Source organism: Verrucosispora sp. FIM060022, assembly GCF_003977705.1.
Taxonomy (GTDB): Bacteria; Actinomycetota; Actinomycetes; order Mycobacteriales; family Micromonosporaceae; genus Micromonospora; species Micromonospora gifhornensis.
Genome location: NZ_RQIV01000002.1, coordinates 739,098 through 757,266, shown reverse-complemented (window position 1 = coordinate 757,266; position 18,169 = coordinate 739,098). Strand labels below are relative to the sequence as shown.

General features: G+C 72.3%; 13 protein-coding genes. 6 read left to right on the top strand and 7 right to left on the bottom strand.

Annotation, left to right across the window (positions count from 1 at the left end):
* The first annotated feature begins 70 nt into the window (after positions 1-70).
* The 4 genes from EG812_RS10045 (at position 71) to EG812_RS10030 (ending at position 6,621) form a co-directional block, all read left to right on the top strand.
* Positions 71-943, top strand: a complete 873-nt coding sequence (locus EG812_RS10045; protein WP_126711390.1) for an MBL fold metallo-hydrolase — start codon at positions 71-73, stop codon at positions 941-943.
* Complete coding sequence (locus EG812_RS10040; RefSeq protein WP_013736316.1) at positions 940-4,503, top strand: adenylate/guanylate cyclase domain-containing protein; 3,564 nt, start codon at positions 940-942, stop codon at positions 4,501-4,503. Before EG812_RS10045 ends, EG812_RS10040 begins: the two co-directional genes overlap by 4 nt.
* A gap of 140 nt (positions 4,504-4,643) precedes the next feature.
* Positions 4,644-5,120 carry a hypothetical protein gene (locus tag EG812_RS10035; protein ID WP_126711389.1) on the top strand — a complete coding sequence of 159 codons (477 nt, stop codon included), beginning with the start codon at positions 4,644-4,646 and terminating at the stop codon, positions 5,118-5,120.
* 31 nt (positions 5,121-5,151) lie between these two features.
* Positions 5,152-6,621: a serine/threonine-protein kinase gene (locus tag EG812_RS10030; RefSeq protein WP_043722197.1), complete on the top strand. Its 1,470-nt coding sequence runs from the start codon at positions 5,152-5,154 to the stop codon at positions 6,619-6,621.
* Between the two features lie 36 nt (positions 6,622-6,657).
* Here the strand turns inward: EG812_RS10030 and EG812_RS10025 are convergent, their stop codons facing one another.
* The gene (locus tag EG812_RS10025; RefSeq protein ID WP_013736313.1) at positions 6,658-6,984 is read right to left on the bottom strand and encodes a hypothetical protein; all 327 of its coding nucleotides are present in this window, start codon (positions 6,982-6,984) and stop codon (positions 6,658-6,660) included.
* A 237-nt stretch (positions 6,985-7,221) separates the two neighbouring features.
* Here EG812_RS10025 and EG812_RS10020 point away from each other — a divergent pair, with 237 nt between their 5' ends.
* Positions 7,222-9,000 (top strand): alpha/beta hydrolase, encoded by a 1,779-nt coding sequence (locus EG812_RS10020; RefSeq protein WP_126711388.1) that lies wholly within the window; start codon positions 7,222-7,224, stop codon positions 8,998-9,000.
* 71 nt (positions 9,001-9,071) lie between these two features.
* Here the strand turns inward: EG812_RS10020 and EG812_RS10015 are convergent, their stop codons facing one another.
* The 6 genes from EG812_RS10015 to EG812_RS09990 all read right to left on the bottom strand — a co-directional run bounded on the left by EG812_RS10015 (position 9,072) and on the right by EG812_RS09990 (position 17,251).
* A complete protein-coding gene (locus tag EG812_RS10015; protein WP_126711387.1) occupies positions 9,072-10,238 on the bottom strand; it encodes an acyl-CoA dehydrogenase family protein in 1,167 nt (388 codons plus the stop codon).
* Complete coding sequence (locus EG812_RS10010) at positions 10,235-12,262, bottom strand: ATP-binding protein (protein ID WP_126711386.1); 2,028 nt, start codon at positions 12,260-12,262, stop codon at positions 10,235-10,237. Before EG812_RS10010 ends, EG812_RS10015 begins: the two co-directional genes overlap by 4 nt.
* Before the next feature lie 11 nt (positions 12,263-12,273).
* A complete protein-coding gene (locus tag EG812_RS10005) occupies positions 12,274-13,875 on the bottom strand; it encodes an acyl-CoA carboxylase subunit beta (protein WP_126711385.1) in 1,602 nt (533 codons plus the stop codon).
* Entirely contained in the window at positions 13,872-15,590 is a 1,719-nt protein-coding gene (locus EG812_RS10000) for an acyclic terpene utilization AtuA family protein (protein ID WP_126711384.1), read from the bottom strand. Before EG812_RS10000 ends, EG812_RS10005 begins: the two co-directional genes overlap by 4 nt.
* A 73-nt stretch (positions 15,591-15,663) precedes the next feature.
* Positions 15,664-16,299, bottom strand: a complete 636-nt coding sequence (locus EG812_RS09995; RefSeq protein ID WP_013736307.1) for a TetR/AcrR family transcriptional regulator — start codon at positions 16,297-16,299, stop codon at positions 15,664-15,666.
* A 274-nt stretch (positions 16,300-16,573) separates the two neighbouring features.
* Positions 16,574-17,251, bottom strand: coding sequence for a Crp/Fnr family transcriptional regulator (locus EG812_RS09990; protein WP_013736306.1), 678 nt, complete (start codon positions 17,249-17,251; stop codon positions 16,574-16,576).
* A gap of 212 nt (positions 17,252-17,463) precedes the next feature.
* On the opposite strand from EG812_RS09990, the gene EG812_RS09985 reads away from it, so the two are divergent.
* Complete coding sequence (locus EG812_RS09985; protein ID WP_013736305.1) at positions 17,464-18,126, top strand: adenosylcobinamide amidohydrolase; 663 nt, start codon at positions 17,464-17,466, stop codon at positions 18,124-18,126.
* Positions 18,127-18,169 lie beyond the last annotated feature (43 nt).

The following is an 18,169-nucleotide window of genomic DNA, read 5'->3' as shown; positions in this document are numbered from 1 at the left end:
TCAGGGGCGAATCGGGGACTGAAAGTGCAAGATCGCGGGGGCGGGTTGGCGGGGTCGTACGATCGCAGCCATGGGAGGGCATGTGACGGGGGCGGTGACCGCCCTCGCCAGCGAACTGCCGGAGTGGGTGACGTTGCTACGCGCGCCCAATCCGGGCGTGATGACGCTGGATGGCACCAACACCTGGCTGCTGCGGGCTCCCGGTGCGGCGTACGGCGTCCTGGTCGATCCGGGGCCGGCTGACGAGGGGCACCTGGCAGCGATCGCCGCGCTCGGGCCGATCGGGCTGGTCCTGATCACCCACGGGCATCCCGACCACACCGAGGGCTCCCCGCGGCTGCACGAACTGCTCGACGGGGTGCCGGTCCGGGCCGTCGACCCCGCGTACAGCATCGCCGCCCCGCCCCTGGCCGGCGACGAACCGGCCTTCGGCGGGCTGACCGGCGACGAACCGGCCGGCGTCGAACTGGGCGGCGACGGGTGCGGGCTGTCCATCCGGCTGGTGCCGACCCCGGGACACACCGCCGACTCGATCTGCCTGCTGGTCGAGCGGGAAGGCCGGCAGGTGGTGCTGACCGGCGACACCATCCTGGGCCGAGGCACCACCGTCGTCGCCCACCCGGACGGCCACCTCGGCGACTACCTGGCCAGCCTGGAACTGCTCTCGACGTACCGGGGGATCCCGGCGTTGCCGGGACACGGCCCGGCGCTTGCCGACTGCGGTGCCGCCGCCGAGTTCTACCTCGCCCACCGGCGGGCCCGGCTCGACCAGGTCCGGGCGGCCCTCGACGAGGGTGCGCAGACCGCGGCGGAGGTGGTCGCGAAGGTCTACGCCGACGTGGACCGGTCGTTGTGGTGGGCGGCGGAGTGGTCGGTCCGCGCCCAACTGGAGTATCTGGGCCGGGACACCGGCGCTGACGGCGTGGGGTTGGACACGCCGTGACCTGCCCGGTCTGTGGAACCGTCGCCGTACCCGGTGGCCGGTTCTGCCACAACTGTGGTGCCGCGCTGCCGGCCGCCGCGACCCTGCCGGCCGCCGAGCGCCGGGTGGTGACCGTGCTCTTCGGCGACCTGTCCGACTTCACCAGTTGGTCGGAGGATCTCGACCCGGAGCGGGTCGGCGCGGTCACCGACCGGGTGCTGGCCTCCCTCGCCGGGGCGGTGAAGACCTTCGGTGGGCACGTCGACAAGCTGACCGGCGACGGGATCATGGCGGTCTTCGGTGCGCCCGTGGCCCACGAGGACGACGCCGAGCGGGCCGTGCGCGCCGCGTTGTCCATGCAGCGGGCGGTGCGCCGGGTGCTCGACGACGAGCGCGGTGGTGGCGCACCGCTGGGCCTGCGGGTCGGCCTGAACACCGGCGACGTGATCGCCGGCATCCAGGCCGCCATCGAGTACACCGTCATCGGCGACACCGTGAACACCGCCGCCCGGCTGGCCGACGCCGCCGCCGTCGGCGCGGTCTACGCCGGGGCGCGCACCGCCGCGGCCACCCGGCACGTGGCCAGCTGGCGGGCGCTGCGGCCGTTGCGGCTCAAGGGCAAGCGCGAGCCGGTCGAGGCGTACGAGTTGCTCGGCCTGCTGGACGCCCCGGGCACCCGCTCCGGTCTCGGTGACGAGGCACCCTACGTGGGTCGGGAGACCGAGATCGGTCGGGTCGCCGGGCGACTGGCCGAGGTGATCGACCGGGGTGAGCCCCGCGTGCTGCTGATGACCGCCGAGGCGGGCATCGGCAAGTCCCGGTTCGCCGCCGAGGTGGAACGTCTCGCCGCCGGCTACGACGTGGGGGCCGGACGGTACGCGGCCCACACCGGCGCCCGGGTGCTGTCGGTACGGTGTGCCGCGTTCGGCGAGCGCCGCCGGCTCGCTCCCCTCGCCGACCTGGTACGCGCCGCTGCCGGCCTGCCCAACGACACGGCCACCGCGGTCACCCGGGCGGCGGTGGAGGAGCGGCTGCGGCGGCTCGGACAGCGACTCAGCCGGTTCCGCCCCGATCCCGCCCCGGTCGCCGTCGACCAGCTGCTGGCCCTGCTCGGGTACGCGGAACTGCCCACCGGCACCGACCAGGTCGACTGGAGCAACTCTCCGCCGCCCGACGCCGAGGCGGTGCCCAACGCGGTGGCGGATCTGCTCAGCGCGCTCGCCGCCGAGGCGCCGCTGATGGTGGTGGTGGACGACCTGCACGACGCCACCAGCGAGACGATCCGGGCGCTGGAGGTCACCCTCTCCCGGCTCAACGGTTCGATCCTGGTGCTGCTGCTCGGCCGGCCCGAACTGGTGCGTACCGCCGGCACCTTGACCCGGGTCGCGGACGCCGAGGTGCACGCGCTGCCGCCGCTGCGCGGCGCCGACGCGGCCCGCCTGCTCACCAGCTATCTCAACGGCGGACGGCTGCCCCAGGCCGACGCCGACCGACTGCTCGCCACCGCCCAGGGAAACCCCTTCTACCTGGCGGAACTGGTCACCCTGCTGATGGAACGCGGCGCGTTGACCGCCGGGGCGGGCAACAGTTGGCGGTTGGTGCCCGGCTCGCTCGGCAGCCGGCTGCTCTCCCGCGACCTGGCGGCCGTGCTCGCGGCTCGGATCGACGCCCTGCCGCCGGAGGCCCGCGCGGTGCTGCGGGACGCGGCGGTGGTCGGTGACACGGTGCCCGACGGGGCGCTGGAGGCGCTGTGGGAGCAACGCGCCGGTCGGGCCGGCCGGCCGGCCGCGGTGGTCGCGGTCGAGCAGGAGCGGGCGGTGGAGGAGTTGCTGCAACGCCGCATGCTGCACCGCACCCGGACCGGCTACGCGTTCGCCACACCGCTGATGCGGGAGGCGGCGTACTCCGGGATAAGCAAGGCTGAGCTGGCCGAACGGCACGCCGCGTTGGCCCGTTGGGCGGCGCCGCCGGAGAGCGGATCGGGTGGTCCGGGCGGCTTCGCCGATGCCGCCCGGGACGACTTCGTGGCAGGTCACGTCGAACGGGCGACCGCGCTGGCCGACGCGGTCACTCTGCGTCCGGACGCGCCGGCCCGGGCGGTCGCGCCGCTGGGCGTCGCCGCGCTCGGCCGCGCCGCGCGTCGGTCGCTGCAGGAGGGTGAGCCGGCGCTGGCCGTCGAGTACGCCGAGCGTGCCGCCGCACTGGCCCGGGGCGAGGTGCCGGGTGCCGACCGGGTGGTCCACGCCCGGGCGCTGCTGCAGGTCGGGCAGGCCGCCGACGCGCTGGCCTACGCCGAGAAGATCGCGGCGAACGCCGGGGACCAGGCGGCGACCCGGGTCAGCGCGCTGCTGCTCGCCGGGCAGGCCCAGCAGGTGATGGGTGACCTGCAGCGGGCGGAGACCTACTGGCGGGAGGCGTTGCAGGTGGCCACCGACGCCGACCTGGCCGCCCTGCGGGCGTCGGCGATGCGGCGACTGGGCATGGCGGACTTCCTCGCCGGCCGGTTGGGTCAGGCGAGCAGTCGGCTGGCCGCCGCGTACCAGGTCAGCCTGGCGGCACAGGACCGCCGGGGGCAGGCCTGGTCGTTGCAGAACCTGGCCTGGGTGACCACCACCCGAGGGGACTTCGCCGGTACGGACGCCGTCCTCGGACGGGCGGCTCGACTCTTCGCCGAGCTCAAGGACCCGTACGGCCGGGCCTGGCTGCGCGGCACCACCGCCTTCGCGCGGCTGCTCGCCGGCCGGTTACGGGAGGCGCACCGGCTGGCCCGGATCTTCCTGCCGTTCGGTGAGCGGGTCGGCGAGTCGTGGGCGGTGGGCACCCTGCGGGCCGTCGACGCGTACGCCAAGGCCGAACTCGGTGACCTTGCCGATGCGGATCGGGAGGCCCGGCGGGCGTACCGGGAGTTCGCCGCCGCCTCCGACGAGTGGGGGCAGGGCTTCGCCCTGGTCGTACGCGGGGTGGTCGCCCGCGGGCTGGGCGAGCCGGAGCACGCCGCCGACCTGCTCACCGACGCGATGGCCTACGCCCACCGCACGGGCCACCCGTTGCTCACCGGGATGGCCGGCACCCTGCGGGGCTTCGTGGCGCTGGACATGGGCGACGTCAGCGCTGCCGAACGCGACGCCCGGGCCGTGCTCACCAGCGTCGAGCCGCACAACCCGCAGGCGCCCGCACAGGTGGCGCCCCGGGTGCTGCTGGCGACCGCCCGGCTGGCGGCCGGCGACTCCGGTACCGCGGTCGGGCTGCTCGCGCCGGTCGCCACCGCTGCGGCGGGTACGCCCTCGTTGCTGTTCGCCCGCCGGCAGTCGATGGCGCGGTACGCCTCGGCGCTGCTCGCGCACGAACAGCGGGAGCAGGCGTTGGACTGGGCCCGGCGGGCGGTGCAGGTGCCCGCGGAGGACGTCCGCAGTCAGGTGATCGCGGTGAGCGTGCTCGCCGAGGCGTTGGCCGCGTGTGGTCGCCCGGCCGAGGCGACGGCCCGTGCCGAGGAGGCGGTCCGCCTGGCGTACGCCACCGAGCAGCGCAGCGAGCGCGCCGCCGCCGAGTCCCTGCTGGCCCGGCTACGCGCCGCCGGCTGACCCGTCCCTGCTGCGGCGGGTTGGTACGGCAGCTGCAGGTGTGTCGGTTTCGGTGATGTGATTCGTAACGCCGACGGTTACCGTGCAGTTGCCCGCGTTTGTCGACGTGGTCGCTGGGCCGTCAAGGGGGAGGGCTGAAGATGAGGCTGCCGCGCTCGGTTGCCGGCTGGACGATCGCCGTGTTCGGCGTGTTGGCACTGCTGATGGGCGCGGTCGGGCTGATCTGGCCGGAGACGCTGCTGGGGATGCTCGGCTTCGAGATTCCGCAGACCCGTACGGCCGGCGACTACACGGGTGTCTTCGTGACCGCCTCGTCGATGGCCTCGTTCAACATGGGCGTCTACTACCTGCTCGCCACCGCCACCGAGTGGCGGGCGTTCTACCGCTTCACGGTGGTCTTCCGGCTTGTCACGTTCACGGTGTTCACGCTCGCGGTGCTGGCCGACGTGGCGCCGGGCGCGTTCTTCGGCGTGGCGGCCTGGGAAGGCGTGGGCGCGTTGGCCACCGCCGCGGGCCTCTGGTGGGATGCCCGGCGGGCTGGCGAAGCTGCGGATGCGGGCGGGCGCGGCGGGGCGGGAACGTCGAACGTGGAGCCGTCTGCCGATGCGGTTCATTGAGCGGACGGTGCGGTTGGGTATTTTCGATACCGTGACCGACACGCCGCCCGGCTCCTTGCCGATGCCCATTGTGCCTGGTCTGACTGATTTGCAGGTATTTGCCCGGGGTGGTTACGCGACGGTCTACCGGGCCACTCAGATCTCGGTAGGTCGTGAGGTCGCGGTCAAGGTGGAGAATCGGACCCTGGCCAGCGAGCGGGACCAGGCGCGTTTCCTGCGCGAGGCGCGGGCGGCCGGTCGGATGTCGTCACACCCGCACGTGGTGGATCTGTTCGACGTCGGCGTCACCATCGACCAGCACCCCTACCTGATCATGGAACTCTGCGACGGGTCGTACGCCGAGCGGATGCGTACCTCGCCGCTGGATGCCGTCGAGGCCCGTGACCTCGGTGTCAAGATCGCCGACGCGATCGCCCACTCGCACGGCGCGGGCGTGCTGCATCGCGACGTGAAACCCGCAAACATCCTCTACTCGCACTTCAACAGCGCGGTGCTGGCCGACTTCGGTCTGGCGGTGGTCGCCGAGATGCGGGACGCCTCGGTCGCCCTGGAGGTGCTCACCCCGGCGTACGCGCCACCGGAGATGTTCAATCACAGTCCGCCGTCGCCGGCCGTCGACGTGTACGCGCTCTGCGCCACGCTCTATGCGGTCATGCACGGTCGGCCGCCCCGCTGGCAGGCCGAGCGGAACCCGAGCCTGGTGACCGTGCTGGAGATGTTCCATCAGCCGATTCCCAGCCTGCCCGGGGTGCCGGAGGACCTGATGGACGTGCTCCGCGTGGGCATGGCCAACGATCCGGGGGAGCGGCCGTCCGCCGCGGAGTTGCGCGACCTGCTGGCCAGTCTCTCCCTGGGTGCTCCCGGCAGATACGCCCAGGACAGCTCGATCGGATTCGGTGGCGGTCGGTACGCCGCCGCCGGTCCGCCCCACCCGCCGCCCACCGCCGCGGTCTCCGGCGACTCCGGCCGGCAGCGTCGGCGACGCTGGTTCTTCGGCATGGCGGGCGTTGCCGCGTTGGCCGCGTCGGCCGGGGTCGGCGCCTGGGCCGCCGGTGGTCTGCCGTCGACGCAGCCGACCCTGCCCGCTCGCCCCTCGGCGACCGGCGTACTTCGGCCGGGTTGTGCCGCCGTGCCGCAGGCGCTGCCCAGCGGGGCCCGCTGTGCAGAGGAGTTGGAGTGCTTCGGGCCGGTGCAGGTGCGGGGTCAACGGGCCGAGGCGAGCCGGGTGCCGTGCGACAGCCGACACACCTGGGAGAGCTACGCCCAGGGTGAGTTGCCTGCCGCGCTGGTCGACGCCGACCACGACGAGATCGTGGCCGATCCGGCTGTCCGGCGGGTCTGCAACGAGGAGACGTTCCGGCTGATCAGCGGGGGGCGTACGACGACCGGCTGGAACCTGGAGGTGCTGCCTCCGGCCGATGCGCAGGTCGACCCCACGTATCGCTGCCTGGCCGGACGTGGGCTGGACGGACTGGCCTCGCCCACGCTCACCGGCAACTGACCGGGCGGCGCGACCGGTGTGCGGGCGGATGCCCGGTCACTGGTCGCCGTCGGTTCGGTAGCGGGCCCGCATCGCGCGGACTGCGTCGCGGTCGCCCAACGTCTCCAGCGTGTCGGCGTCCACGCCCGGCGGCGCGGCGTTGGCGGGCCCGAGTGGAGGCGCGGGATCGGACGCAACGGCGGCATCCTGTTGACGGGCGGCAGCGACAGCCACTCCGGCGACGGTGGCGAGCAGGACGCAGAGCAGCGCCATCGCCACGCCGAGTAGATCCTGTCGGCGTCCGGCGACCAGCGACGCCAGTAACCAGCAGGCCGCGATGGCGGCGACCACCGCGACGGTTCGGGCGTCGGAGAAGCGTTTCACTCGTCCAGAATGTCGGGGATCGCCGGTCTGTCAACTACGGACTTCCCATGATTGGGAAAACTCTCGGCATCGTGCCGCTGAATACAGCTCATCTGATGAACAGGTTGTTACATTCGTCCGAATGAATGCCAGGACGGGCCGCCTTTGTCCGGTAAAGCAATGAGTTCTGAGTATCTAAAGTGGTCGTGGGTCGAGCATCGACTCGACGTGTCCCTCACCCCACCGGAAGGCGTCCCTATGCCACGACCAGCCCGGACACTGGCCGCAGCGGCTATCACCGGCGTACTGCTCGCCGGGATGGCGGTCGCACCCGCCGCTGCCGCCCCGATCGCCATCGGTGCGACCGTCTCGCACCGCACAAGCATCAAGGAGAGCCTGCGCGTCGACCGGGTACCCACTCCCAAGATGAACTGGGCGGAGTGCGACGAGGGCGCCGAGTGCGCCACGGTCGACCTGCCCTTGGACTACGACGACCCGAAGGGCCCCACCACCCAGGTGGCAGTCGTGCGGGTCAAGGCACGCGACCAGAAGCGCAAGATCGGCAGCCTCTTCATCAACCCGGGTGGCCCCGGAGTCCCGGCCATCGCCACCGTCCTGGCCTCGCCGTACTTCCTCAGTGACGTGCTGCTGGAGCGGTTCGACATCGTCGGGATGGACCCACGTGGGGTGGGTGCCAGCAACCCGATCAGGTGCTTCAGGTCGGTCGAGGAACAGACCCGGGCGTACGAGGGGTTGAACGTCGCCTTCCCGTACACCAAGGCGGAGGAGAAGGCGTACGTGGCGTCCTCGGTCGCCGTCGGCAAGGCCTGCTCCATCACGGGCAAGCCGATCAGTGGCGCGATGTCCACCGCCCAGGTGGCCCGGGACATGGACGTGCTGCGCCGGGCCGTCGGCGACAAGAAGCTGACCTACCTGGGATACAGCTACGGCAGCATCCTCGGGCAGTACTACGCGAACATGTTCCCCGACCGGGTTCGCGCTGTGGCGATCGACGGGGTGCTGGACGCGACCGCCTGGATCGGTGGCGCAAACTACGGCGACGTCGACCAGGAGTCGCGGATGCGCAGCGCGCAGGGCGCGTACAAGGCGCTCGGCGAGATCCTCAAGCGGTGCAAGAGCGTCGGCGCCGACCTCTGCCCGCTGGCCCCCGGCGACCCGGCGGCCAAGTTCGAGCTGGCGATGCAACGGCTGAAGGCCGGGCCGGTGGTCCTCGAAGTCCCGTACCTCGGCCCGCGAACCTTCACCTACACCAGCTTCATCGGCTCCGTCCTCAGGTTGCTGTACTACCCCTGGAACGACGGCGACATCGTGTGGTTGACCGCCGAGGTGCTGCGGCTGACCGACCCGACAGCATCCGCGGCGGACCGCGAACAGGCACGGGCCGCGCTGGGCCGGTGGCTGGCTCAGGCCCGCTTCGACGACATCCCGTACGACAACATGATGGAGGCCTTCCTCGGGGTGGACTGCACCGACGCCAACCACCCGAAGGACATCGCCTCCTGGCCGGCCCGAGCGGCCAGGGCCGACAAGCGGGACCCGTACTTCGGTCGGCTCTGGACCTGGACCAGCGCGCCCTGCGCCCGGGGCAGTTGGACGGTGCGCGACGAAGACCGCTTCACCGGTCCGTTCGACCGGCGGACCGCCAACCCGGTGCTGGTGGTCGGCAACTACTGGGACCCCTCCACCAACTACAACGGGGCGGTGTCCACCTCGAAGCTGCTGCCGAACAGCCGGCTGCTGTCCAGCGACAGCTGGGGGCACACCGCGTACGGGACGTCGGCCTGCGTCACCGATGCCATGGACGCGTACCTGCTGCGGCTGACGCTGCCCAGGAAGGGCACGGTCTGCAAGGGTGACATTCAGCCCTTCCAGGAGGTGCCGGAGTTCGCGGCGACCATCCGGGCCCAGGTGTCCGGCAGCGACATGGCCGCGCGGAGCGCGCCGGTTCGCGGCGCCCGGAAGCAGCTACCGCCGGTAGTGGCACCGCTGCCGGTAGCGACACTGAGCGGCCGCTGAGTTACGTTCAATTCACCGGGGTACGACAGGCGTTCGGGTCGCCCGCCGTACCCCGGCCCTTCTTCCCGGTCTCAGTAGGACTTGTCCTGGCCGAGGATGTGTTGGGCGACGAAGTTGAGGATCATCTCGCGGCTGACCGGGGCGATCCGGCTGGCGCGTACCGCACCGAGCAGGGTGGCCACGCCGTACTCGGTGGTCATGCCGGCACCACCGAGGGCCTGGACGGCGGTGTCGACGGCCAGCGCAGCCGCCTCGCTGGAGGCGTACTTGGCCATGTTGCCGGCCACGCCCGCCTCCAGATCCCGTCCGGCGTCGTAGAGCGCCGCCGCCTTCTGGATCATCAGCCGGGCCAGCTCCACCTGCACGGCGGCGTGTGCCAGCGGGTGCGACACCCCCTGGTGGGTGCCGATGGTCCGGCCACCCCAGACCGCCCGGGTGGCGGTGTACTCCGTGGCCCGCTCGATGGCGTACCGACCGGTGCCGGCACCCATCGCGGCGACCGTGATCCGTTCCGGATTCAGCCCGGCGAACAGGGCCGGAAGACCGGCGTCGAGGGATTCACCGACCAGCGCGTCGGCGGGCAGCCGGACGTCGTCGAGGTAGAGCAGGAACTGGTTCTCCGGGGACACGATCTCCATGTCGAGCTTGGAGCGGGTCATTCCGGGCGCATCGGTGGGTACGAGGAACAGCGCGGGCTTGAGCTTGCCGGTCGCCGCGTCCTCGGTACGGGCCACCACCAGCACGTGCTGCGCCTCGTCGACGCCGGAGATGTAGCACTTGCGTCCGGACAGCAGCCAGTCGTCGCCGTCGCGACGGGCCACGGTGGCCAGGCGGTGGAAGTTCGAGCCCGCGTCCGGCTCGGTGATCGCGAAGACGATCTTCTGGGAGCCGTCGGCCAACCCGGGCAGGTGGCGTTTGCGCTGCTCCTCGGTGCCGTGTCGGTGGATGACGGTGGCGGCGATCGCGGGGGAGACCACGAGCAGCAGCAACGGGCAGCCGGCGGCGGCCAGCTCCTCGCAGACGATGGCCAGTTCGGTGATCCCACCGCCACCGCCGCCGTACTCGGTGGGGATGTTGACGCCGAGGTAGCCGAGCCGACCCGCCTCGTGCCACAGCTCGGTGGTGTGCTCGCCGGCTTTGGCCTTCTCCACGAAGTAGCGGTGACCGTATCGGCGGCCCAGCGCGCGCACCGCCTCGCGTAACTGGTCCTGTTCCGGGCTGAGGTCGAAGTTCGTCACGTTGTCTCCTCAAGCGGGTTGACCACGGCGAGCACGGCACCCGTGTCGACCTGCCCGCCGGGCGGGACCGGCAGTTCGGTGACCACGCCGTCGGTCGGGGCGAAAACGGGGTGTTCCAGCTTCATCGCTTCCAGGGTCAGCAGCAGGTCACCGGCGGCGACCTGCTGGCCGACCTCGACGTGCACCCGGGTCACCGCGCCGGGCAGCGGGGCCAGCAGCGACCCGGCGGCCAGCGCCGCGCCGGGCAACGGGAACCGCGGCGACTCGACCAGCCGCGCCGCGGAGTCCGGGCCGTCCACGAAGACCTCCGACCCGACCCGGTGTACGCGGTACGCCCGCCGCACCCCGGCCACCTCCAGCACGACCCGCTCGGGGCCCGCCTCGACCAGGGTGACCGCCTCGCGCTTCTCCGCACTGGCCTCGTCGGATTCGGTCGACGTGGCTGGGGTCGAGTCGGCAGCCACCGGGGACGTCGACCAGTGCGCGAGCCAGCCCGCCCGGTCCAGCCGGTAGCGGACCTCGATCTCGCCGCCGTCGCCGCTGGTGAACCGGGTGACCTGCGGGACTGCGGGCACGTTGCGCCAGCCCGACGGCAGCCCGGCCAGCACCGGTGCGGCGGCGCGACGGGCGGCGGCCGAGGCGAGCGCGGCGGCCAGCGCGACAAGCGGAAGCTCGGTGGGCGGCAGCAGCGGCGCGAGGACCTCCGGGTGCCGGTCCAGGAAACCGGTGTCGACCTGCGTCGCACCGAACTCCGGGCTGCGCAGCACCCGGACCAGCAGGTCCCGGTTGGTGGTGACGCCGTGCAACTCGGCGCGGGCGAGCGCACCGGCCAGGGCGCGGGCCGCCTCGGCGCGGGTGGGTGCCCAGGCGATCAGCTTGGCGAGCATCGAGTCGTAGTGCACGCTCACCACCGAGCCGTCGACCACCCCGGAGTCCAGCCGCAACCCCTGGTGCGGGGTGAACTCGGCGGCCACTCCGGGCACTGCGAACCGGTGCAGGGTGCCGGTCGCCGGGCGGTACCCCTGGGCGGGGTCCTCGGCGCAGAGGCGTACCTCGATGGCATGGCCCTGGGCCGGCGGGGTCGCCGACAGCGGCAGGGGCGCACCCTCGGCGACAAGCAGTTGCAGCCGGACCAGGTCCAGGCCGGTGACCGCCTCGGTGACCGGATGCTCGACCTGGAGCCGGGTGTTCATCTCCAGGAAGAAGAACTCGCCCTCCTCGGTGAACAGGAACTCCACAGTGCCCGCCCCGACATAGTCGACGGCCTGGCCGGCGGCCACCGCCGCCCGGTGCAGTCGGGCCCGCACCTCGGTGGCGAGCAGCGCCGGTGCCTCCTCGACGATTTTCTGGTGGCGGCGCTGGATCGAGCAGTCCCGCTCGCCGAGGGCGAGCACCGTACCGTGCCGGTCGCCGACGATCTGCACCTCGACGTGCCGGCCCCGTTCGACGTACCGCTCGATGAAGACCGTGCCGTCGCCGAACGCCGACGCCGCCTCGCGGCGCGCACCGGCGACGGCCTCGGCGAGGCCCGCCGGGTCGCGGACGATCCGCATCCCGCGCCCGCCGCCCCCGGCGGACGCCTTGACCAGCACCGGGAAGTCGGTGACCTGGTCCGCCTCGGTCCAACTGGGCAGCATGGGTACCCCGGCCTCGGCCAGCAGCGTCTTGGCGGCCAGCTTGTCGCCCATCGCGGCGATCGCCTTGGCGGGCGGGCCGACCCAGGTCAGGCCGGCGTCGGCCACCGCCGTGGCGAAGTCGGCGTTCTCGGCGAGGAAGCCGTAGCCGGGATGGACCGCGTCCGCCCCGCAGCGGCGGGCCGCGCCCAGGATCAGGTCGATCCGCAGGTACGTCTCGGCGGAGCTGTTGCCGGGCAGGCGTACCGCCTGGTCGGCCTCGGCGACAAAGGGCGCGTCGGCGTCCGCGTCGGAGTGCACGGCCACCGTCTCGATGCCGAGCGCTCGGCAGGTGGCGAAGATCCGGCGGGCGATCTCCCCCCGGTTGGCGACCAACAACCTGTTAATCATGATTCGCCCGCTCACATTCGGAAGACGCCGAAGCCGTCGGCGCCCTTCACCGGTCCGTTGTGGATGGCCGACAGGCAGAGCCCGAGGACGGTACGGGTGTCCCGAGGGTCGATCACCCCGTCGTCGTAGAGCCGACCGGAGAGGAACAGCGCCCCGGACTGCGACTCGATCTGCTGCTCGACCATCATCCGCATCGCCGCGTCGGAGTCGGCGTCGAACTCCTGGCCCCGGGCGGCGGCGGCCTGCCGGGCCACGATGGACAGCACGCCGGCCAACTGCGCCGGGCCCATCACCGCCGACTTCGCGTTCGGCCAGGTGAACAGGAACCTCGGCTCGTACGCCCGGCCGCACATGCCGTAGTTGCCGGCCCCGTACGAGGCACCCAGGTTGACCGTCAGGTGGGGCACCTTCGAGTTCGACACCGCGTTGATCATCAGGGCGCCGTGTTTGATGATGCCGCCCTGCTCGTAGGAGGTGCCGACCATGTAACCGGTGGTGTTCTGCAAGAAGATCAACGGGGTGTCGGTGGCGTTGGCCAACTGGATGAACTGGGCCGCCTTCTGCGCCTCGGCGCTGAACAACACGCCCCGGGCGTTGGCGAGCACCCCGACCGGGTACCCGTGCAGCTCACCCCAACCGGTGACCAGGGCGGTGCCGTAGGCCGGCTTGAACTCGTCGAACTCGCTGCCGTCGAGCACACGGGCGAGCACCTCGCGCGGATCGAAGGGCACCCGGAGGTCGGCGCTGACGATGCCGAGCAACTCCTCCGGGTCGTACTTGGGGGGTTGCGGGTGGAGGTTGCGGGGCGGTGGGCCGAGCTTGCGCCAGTTCAACCGGCGTACGCACTGCCGGGCCAGCCGGATGCCGTCCCGCTCGTCGGCGGCGAGGAAGTCGGCCAGGCCGCTCGTCGTGGCGTGCATGGCCGCCCCACCCAGGGACTCGTCGTCGGCGTCCTCACCGGTGGCCATCTTCACCAGCGGCGGTCCGGCCAGGTAGACCTGCGACCGATCCCGGATCATGATCGTGTAGTCCGACATGCCGGGCACGTAGGCCCCGCCCGCGGTGGCGTTGCCGAAAACCACGCTGACCGTGGGGATCTTCTCGGCCGAGAGCCGGGTCAGGTCGCGGAACACCCGGCCACCCGGAATGAAGATCTCCGCCTGGGTGGGCAGATCCGCCCCGGCCGACTCGACCAGGTTCACCATGGGCAGCCGGTTGGCCAGGGCGATCTCACCGGCCCGGCGGGTCTTCGCCAGCGACCACGGGTTCACCGCCCCGCCGCGTACCGTCGGGTCGTTGGCGACGACCAGGCACTCGACGCCCTCGACCACCCCGATGCCGGTCACCACGCTGGCACCGACCGGGAAATCCGTGCCGTACCCGGCGACCGGCGACAGTTCCAGGAACGGGCTGTCCTGGTCCAGCAGCAGCTCGATGCGTTCCCGGGGCAGCAGCTTGCCGCGCCCGTGATGCCGGGTCACGTACTTCTCGCCGCCGCCGGCCCGCGCCTGCTGCACGGTGTCGTCCAGTTCGGCGATGCGCTCCAGCAACGCCTCCCGGTTGGCGCGGAACGCCGCCGAGGTGGGATCGACGGCGGTGTCCAGTGTGCTCACTGTGCTCCCTCCGATGCCGGTCCGGCGGTCAGCTCTGCCGGCAGGTCCACCACCCGGGCGCGCAGCAGTTCGCCCAGCGCCTTGGCCTGCGGGTCGAACCGGGTGGAGGCGGCCACCCCGGCACCCAGCAGCCCCTCGATGACGAAGTTGACCGCCCGCAGGTTGGGCAGCTCGTACCGCTGCACCCGCAGCGCGGCGGTCTCCGGCAGCAACTCGGCCAACCGCTCGACGCTCAGCCAACCGCGCAGCCAGGCCCAGGTCGCGTCCGTACGCGCCCACACCCCGAGGTTCGCGTCGCCACCCTTGTCGCCCGAGCGCGCCCCCACCACCTCCCCCAGCACCCCCCGCCGGGTCGAGTGAAAGGAAGGGCACCTTATTAACGCCTGGTGTTGTATAAGGGGCCCTTCCAAACAGGTCACCGGGGGCGGCGGGATCGACACGCGAGAGCCGTCCGGCAGTACCGCGACGTGCGCGACCGCGCCCTGCGGCACTGTGTCGGCGGTGAAGACCCCGTACGGCGTGGCGTCGCCGGGCAACGTGGTCAGGGTGCAACCCGGATAGGAGGCCAGCGCCAGCTCCACCGCCGCCGCCGAGAAGGCCCGCCCGGCCCGCGACTTGTCACCGTCCCGCAGGTGTACGTGCAACAGCGCGCTCGCCGTCTCGGTGTCCACGGCATCCGGATGATCGGTACGCGCCAGCGTGAACTCCAGCCCGTCCGGGCCGACCGACTCGGTCAACTGCGCCTCGACCAGGGCCGCCTTGGCCGGGATGTCCAGCCCGCAGAGCACGAAGGTCATCGAGTTGCGGAAGCCACCCAGGTTGTTGATGCCGACCTTGAGGGTTTCCGGTGGGGGCGTACCCCGGACCCCGCAGACCCGGACCCGGTCCGGCCCGTCCTGATCCAGGGTCACCGTCTCCAACCGGGTCACCACGTCCGGCCCCAGGTACGCGGGCCCGCCCACCTCGTACAACAGTTGGGCGGTGACGGTCTCGACGGTGACCGCGCCGCCGGTGCCCGGATGCTTGGTCAGCACGGCCGAGCCGTCCGGATGCAGCTCGGCGATCGGGAAGCCCGGCCGGTGCCCGCCGTCGGGCAGTTCGGTGAAGAAGCTGAAGTTGCCCCCGGTCACCTGGGCCCCGCACTCGATCAGGTGCCCGGCGACGGTCGCCCCGGCGAGCGCGTCCAGATCGTCGCGTCCCCAGCCGAAGTGGGCGATGGCCGGGCCGACGGCCAGCGAAGCGTCGGTGACCCGGCCGGTCACCACCACATCGGCCCCACCGTCGAGGCAGGCGGCGATGCCGAACGCCCCCAGGTAGGCGTTGGCGGTCAGGGCGTCCGGCCTGGCGAGAGCGTCGCCCTCGACGTACCCGACCCGTACGGTGAGCCCGAGCCGGTCGGCGAGGGACCGGACGGCTGCGGCCAGCCCCGCCGGGTTCAGCCCACCGGCGTTGGTGACGATCCGTACGCCCCGGTCCAGCGCGGTGCCGAGGGTGCCCTCCAGTTGCCGCAGGAAGGTCTTCGCGTACCCGAGGTCGGGGTCGCGCATCCGGTCCCGGCCCAGGATGAGCATGGTCAATTCGGCCAGGTAGTCCCCGGTCAACACGTCCAACTCGCCGCCGTCGAGCATCTCCTGCCAGGCGGCGAACCGGTCGCCGTAGAAGCCGGAGGCGTTACCGACCCGTAGCACCGCCCCCGCGCCGGTGGCCCGACTCATGCGAGCCGCCCGGTGGCAGCCGGTGTGGTGGGCGGTGCGGGCAGGTCGAGCATGATGCCTCCGGGCGGGATCGTCAGTGCCGCGCGCTCCCCGGCGGGTCGGCAGCGGGGGTGAGCAGGGCGGCGAGCTGGTGTTTCCAGGCGTGCAGCAGGGCGGTCCGCCGGGCCGAGTCGTCGCTGAGCAGGTTGGCCACACCCAGCCCACGCAGCAGGTCGAGCGTCGCCTGCACCGCCTCGCGTACGCCGGGCCGGCGTTCGTCCACCCCGAGCAGCTCGACGGTCAGCCGGTACATCTCCCGGCCCACCCGTGCCTCCAGCGGCAGCAGCGCGGCGCGTAGTTCGGCGTCGGTGCGGGCGGCCACCCAGAGTTCGAGGGCGGCGACGAACAGCGGCCCGGTGAAGGCGGCGGCGAGCAGGTCGACGACCCGGTCCAGCCGATCTGGGCCGGTCGGCAGGGTCTCGGCCTCGCCGCGCAACTCCGCCGCCCGCCGCTCGGTGAGGTGCACGACGGCGGCGGTGACCAGGGCCGCCCTGGTCGGGTAGTGGTGCAGTTGGGCACCCCGCGAGACGCCCGCCCGTTGAGCCACAACCGTGGTGGTGGTGCCGGACCAGCCATGTTCCACCAGGCAGTCGAGGGTCGCCTCCAGCAGTCGGGCCTGAGTGGCGCGACTGCGTTCCTGTTGAGGGACCCGGGTCGATGCGGTGGACACGCGCACAGCCTGCCGCGCCAGAAACAAACAGTCAAGACTGACTTTTTATAGCTCCTGCGGCTGCCGCGGCCAAAAGGGGGCGTGGACATGGGGCGGATGGTCCAACCGACTGGCCCCGGCCCAGCCCGCGGGCACCGAGGGCTGTCAGGGGGCGAGGGCTGAAGGGGGTCGGGGAAAGGGCAGGCACCGAGAACCGGGGAGCGGGTTGGACGTGGAAAAGCGCCACCCGCCCGGTCCGCGGTGGCGGGCCGAGCGGGTGGGTGAGCAGACGGGGTCAGACGCGGGCGCGGCGGGCCAGACGCTCCGGGTCGAGGATGATGATGCTCTTGCCGTCCAGACGCAGCCAGCCGCGCGAGGCGAAATCGGCCAGGGCCTTGTTGACCGTCTCCCGGGAGGCGCCGACGAGCTGGGCGATCTCCTCCTGGGTGAGGTCGTGGGTGACGCGCAGCACGCCGCCGTCGCGGGTGCCGAAGCGGCCGGCCATCTGGAGCAGGTTCTTGGCGACCCGGCCGGGCACGTCGGTGAAGATCAGGTCGGCCAGGGCGTCGTTGGTCCGGCGCAGTCGGCGGGCGAGCACCCGCAGCAGCTGCTCGGCGATCTCCGGCCGGTTGTTCAGCCAGGGGCGCAGGGCCTGCTTGCGCAGTCGGGCCAGCCGGCTGTCGGTGACCGCGGTGGCGGTCGCCGTACGCGGGCCCGGGTCGAACAGGGACAGCTCGCCCACCATGTCCGACGGTCCCATGACCGCGATCAGGTTCTGCCGGCCGTCCGCCGCGCGGCGACCCACCTTGATCTTGCCGGACAGCAGGATGTAGAGACTGTCGCCGGGCTCGCCCTCGTTGAAGACGACCTCGCCCTTGCGGACCTCGATCGTCTCCATCTCCTTGGCGAGCGCCTCGGCAGCCTCCGGGTCAACGCCCTGGAAGATCCCGCTGCGGGCCAGTACCTCGTCCATCGCGCACACCTCCGGTTGCGCGTGCCGTCTGCTCGGCTGGGACTGCCGTCCGCTGATCCCCTCGCGCGCCGCCCAGTCTAGGCGCACGTGAGCAGTAATCAGAGGTCCACCCCTGGAATCTTGATCGTTGGGTGTAACCCGTCCGTTGCCCACGCCCAGTACGATCGCCGGCCCACCCGATCGGGCGAGGCCGCTGGTCGTAAGGTCACGGCGTGCTGAGCGACCCCCTGCTGACCACTCGTCGTGAGGACGGATGGGACATTCCGCTACTCGTGTGGCGGGCGAGACGACCCCTGCGGGCGGTCAGCAGCGCTCCGCTCGGCGGTGGCATCGGCGTACGGCGGTGGGTGCTGAACGCGACAGTGCCGATGTCGTACGACCGGGAGGACCCCGCCGCCCACCTGGGCGAGATGGCCCGCCGGCTCGGCCTGGACGGACCCGGGGTGGGCCTGCTGACCGGGGTCGACGTGGGCGAGGTGCTGACCCGGGCCGACACCGGGGTGCGGGTGTGGGCCACGGTCGGCCTGGGCATCCCGATCCCCGCGGCGGCGCCGGCGACACCGACCGTCGCCCAGCGGGTCGGCACGGTCAACATCGTGGCCTGGGTGCCGGCCCGGCTCGGCGACGCCGCGCTGGTCAACGCGGTGGCCACGGCCACCGAGGCCAAGGCGCAGGCGATCGCCGAACTCGGCCTGCCGGGCACCGGGACCCCTACCGACGCGGTCACCGTGCTGTGCCCGCCGACCGGGCCGGTCAGCGCGTACGGTGGCCCGCGGTCGGAGTGGGGAGCGCCGCTGGCCCGAGCGGTTCACGCCGCCGTGTTCGCTGTCGGGACCGGCACAGTCGTGCCATGGTCGGATCGGCTCCGGGTCTGAACTCCTCGACCGATCGGCCGTCGTGATCCGGTTTTCGGCCCGG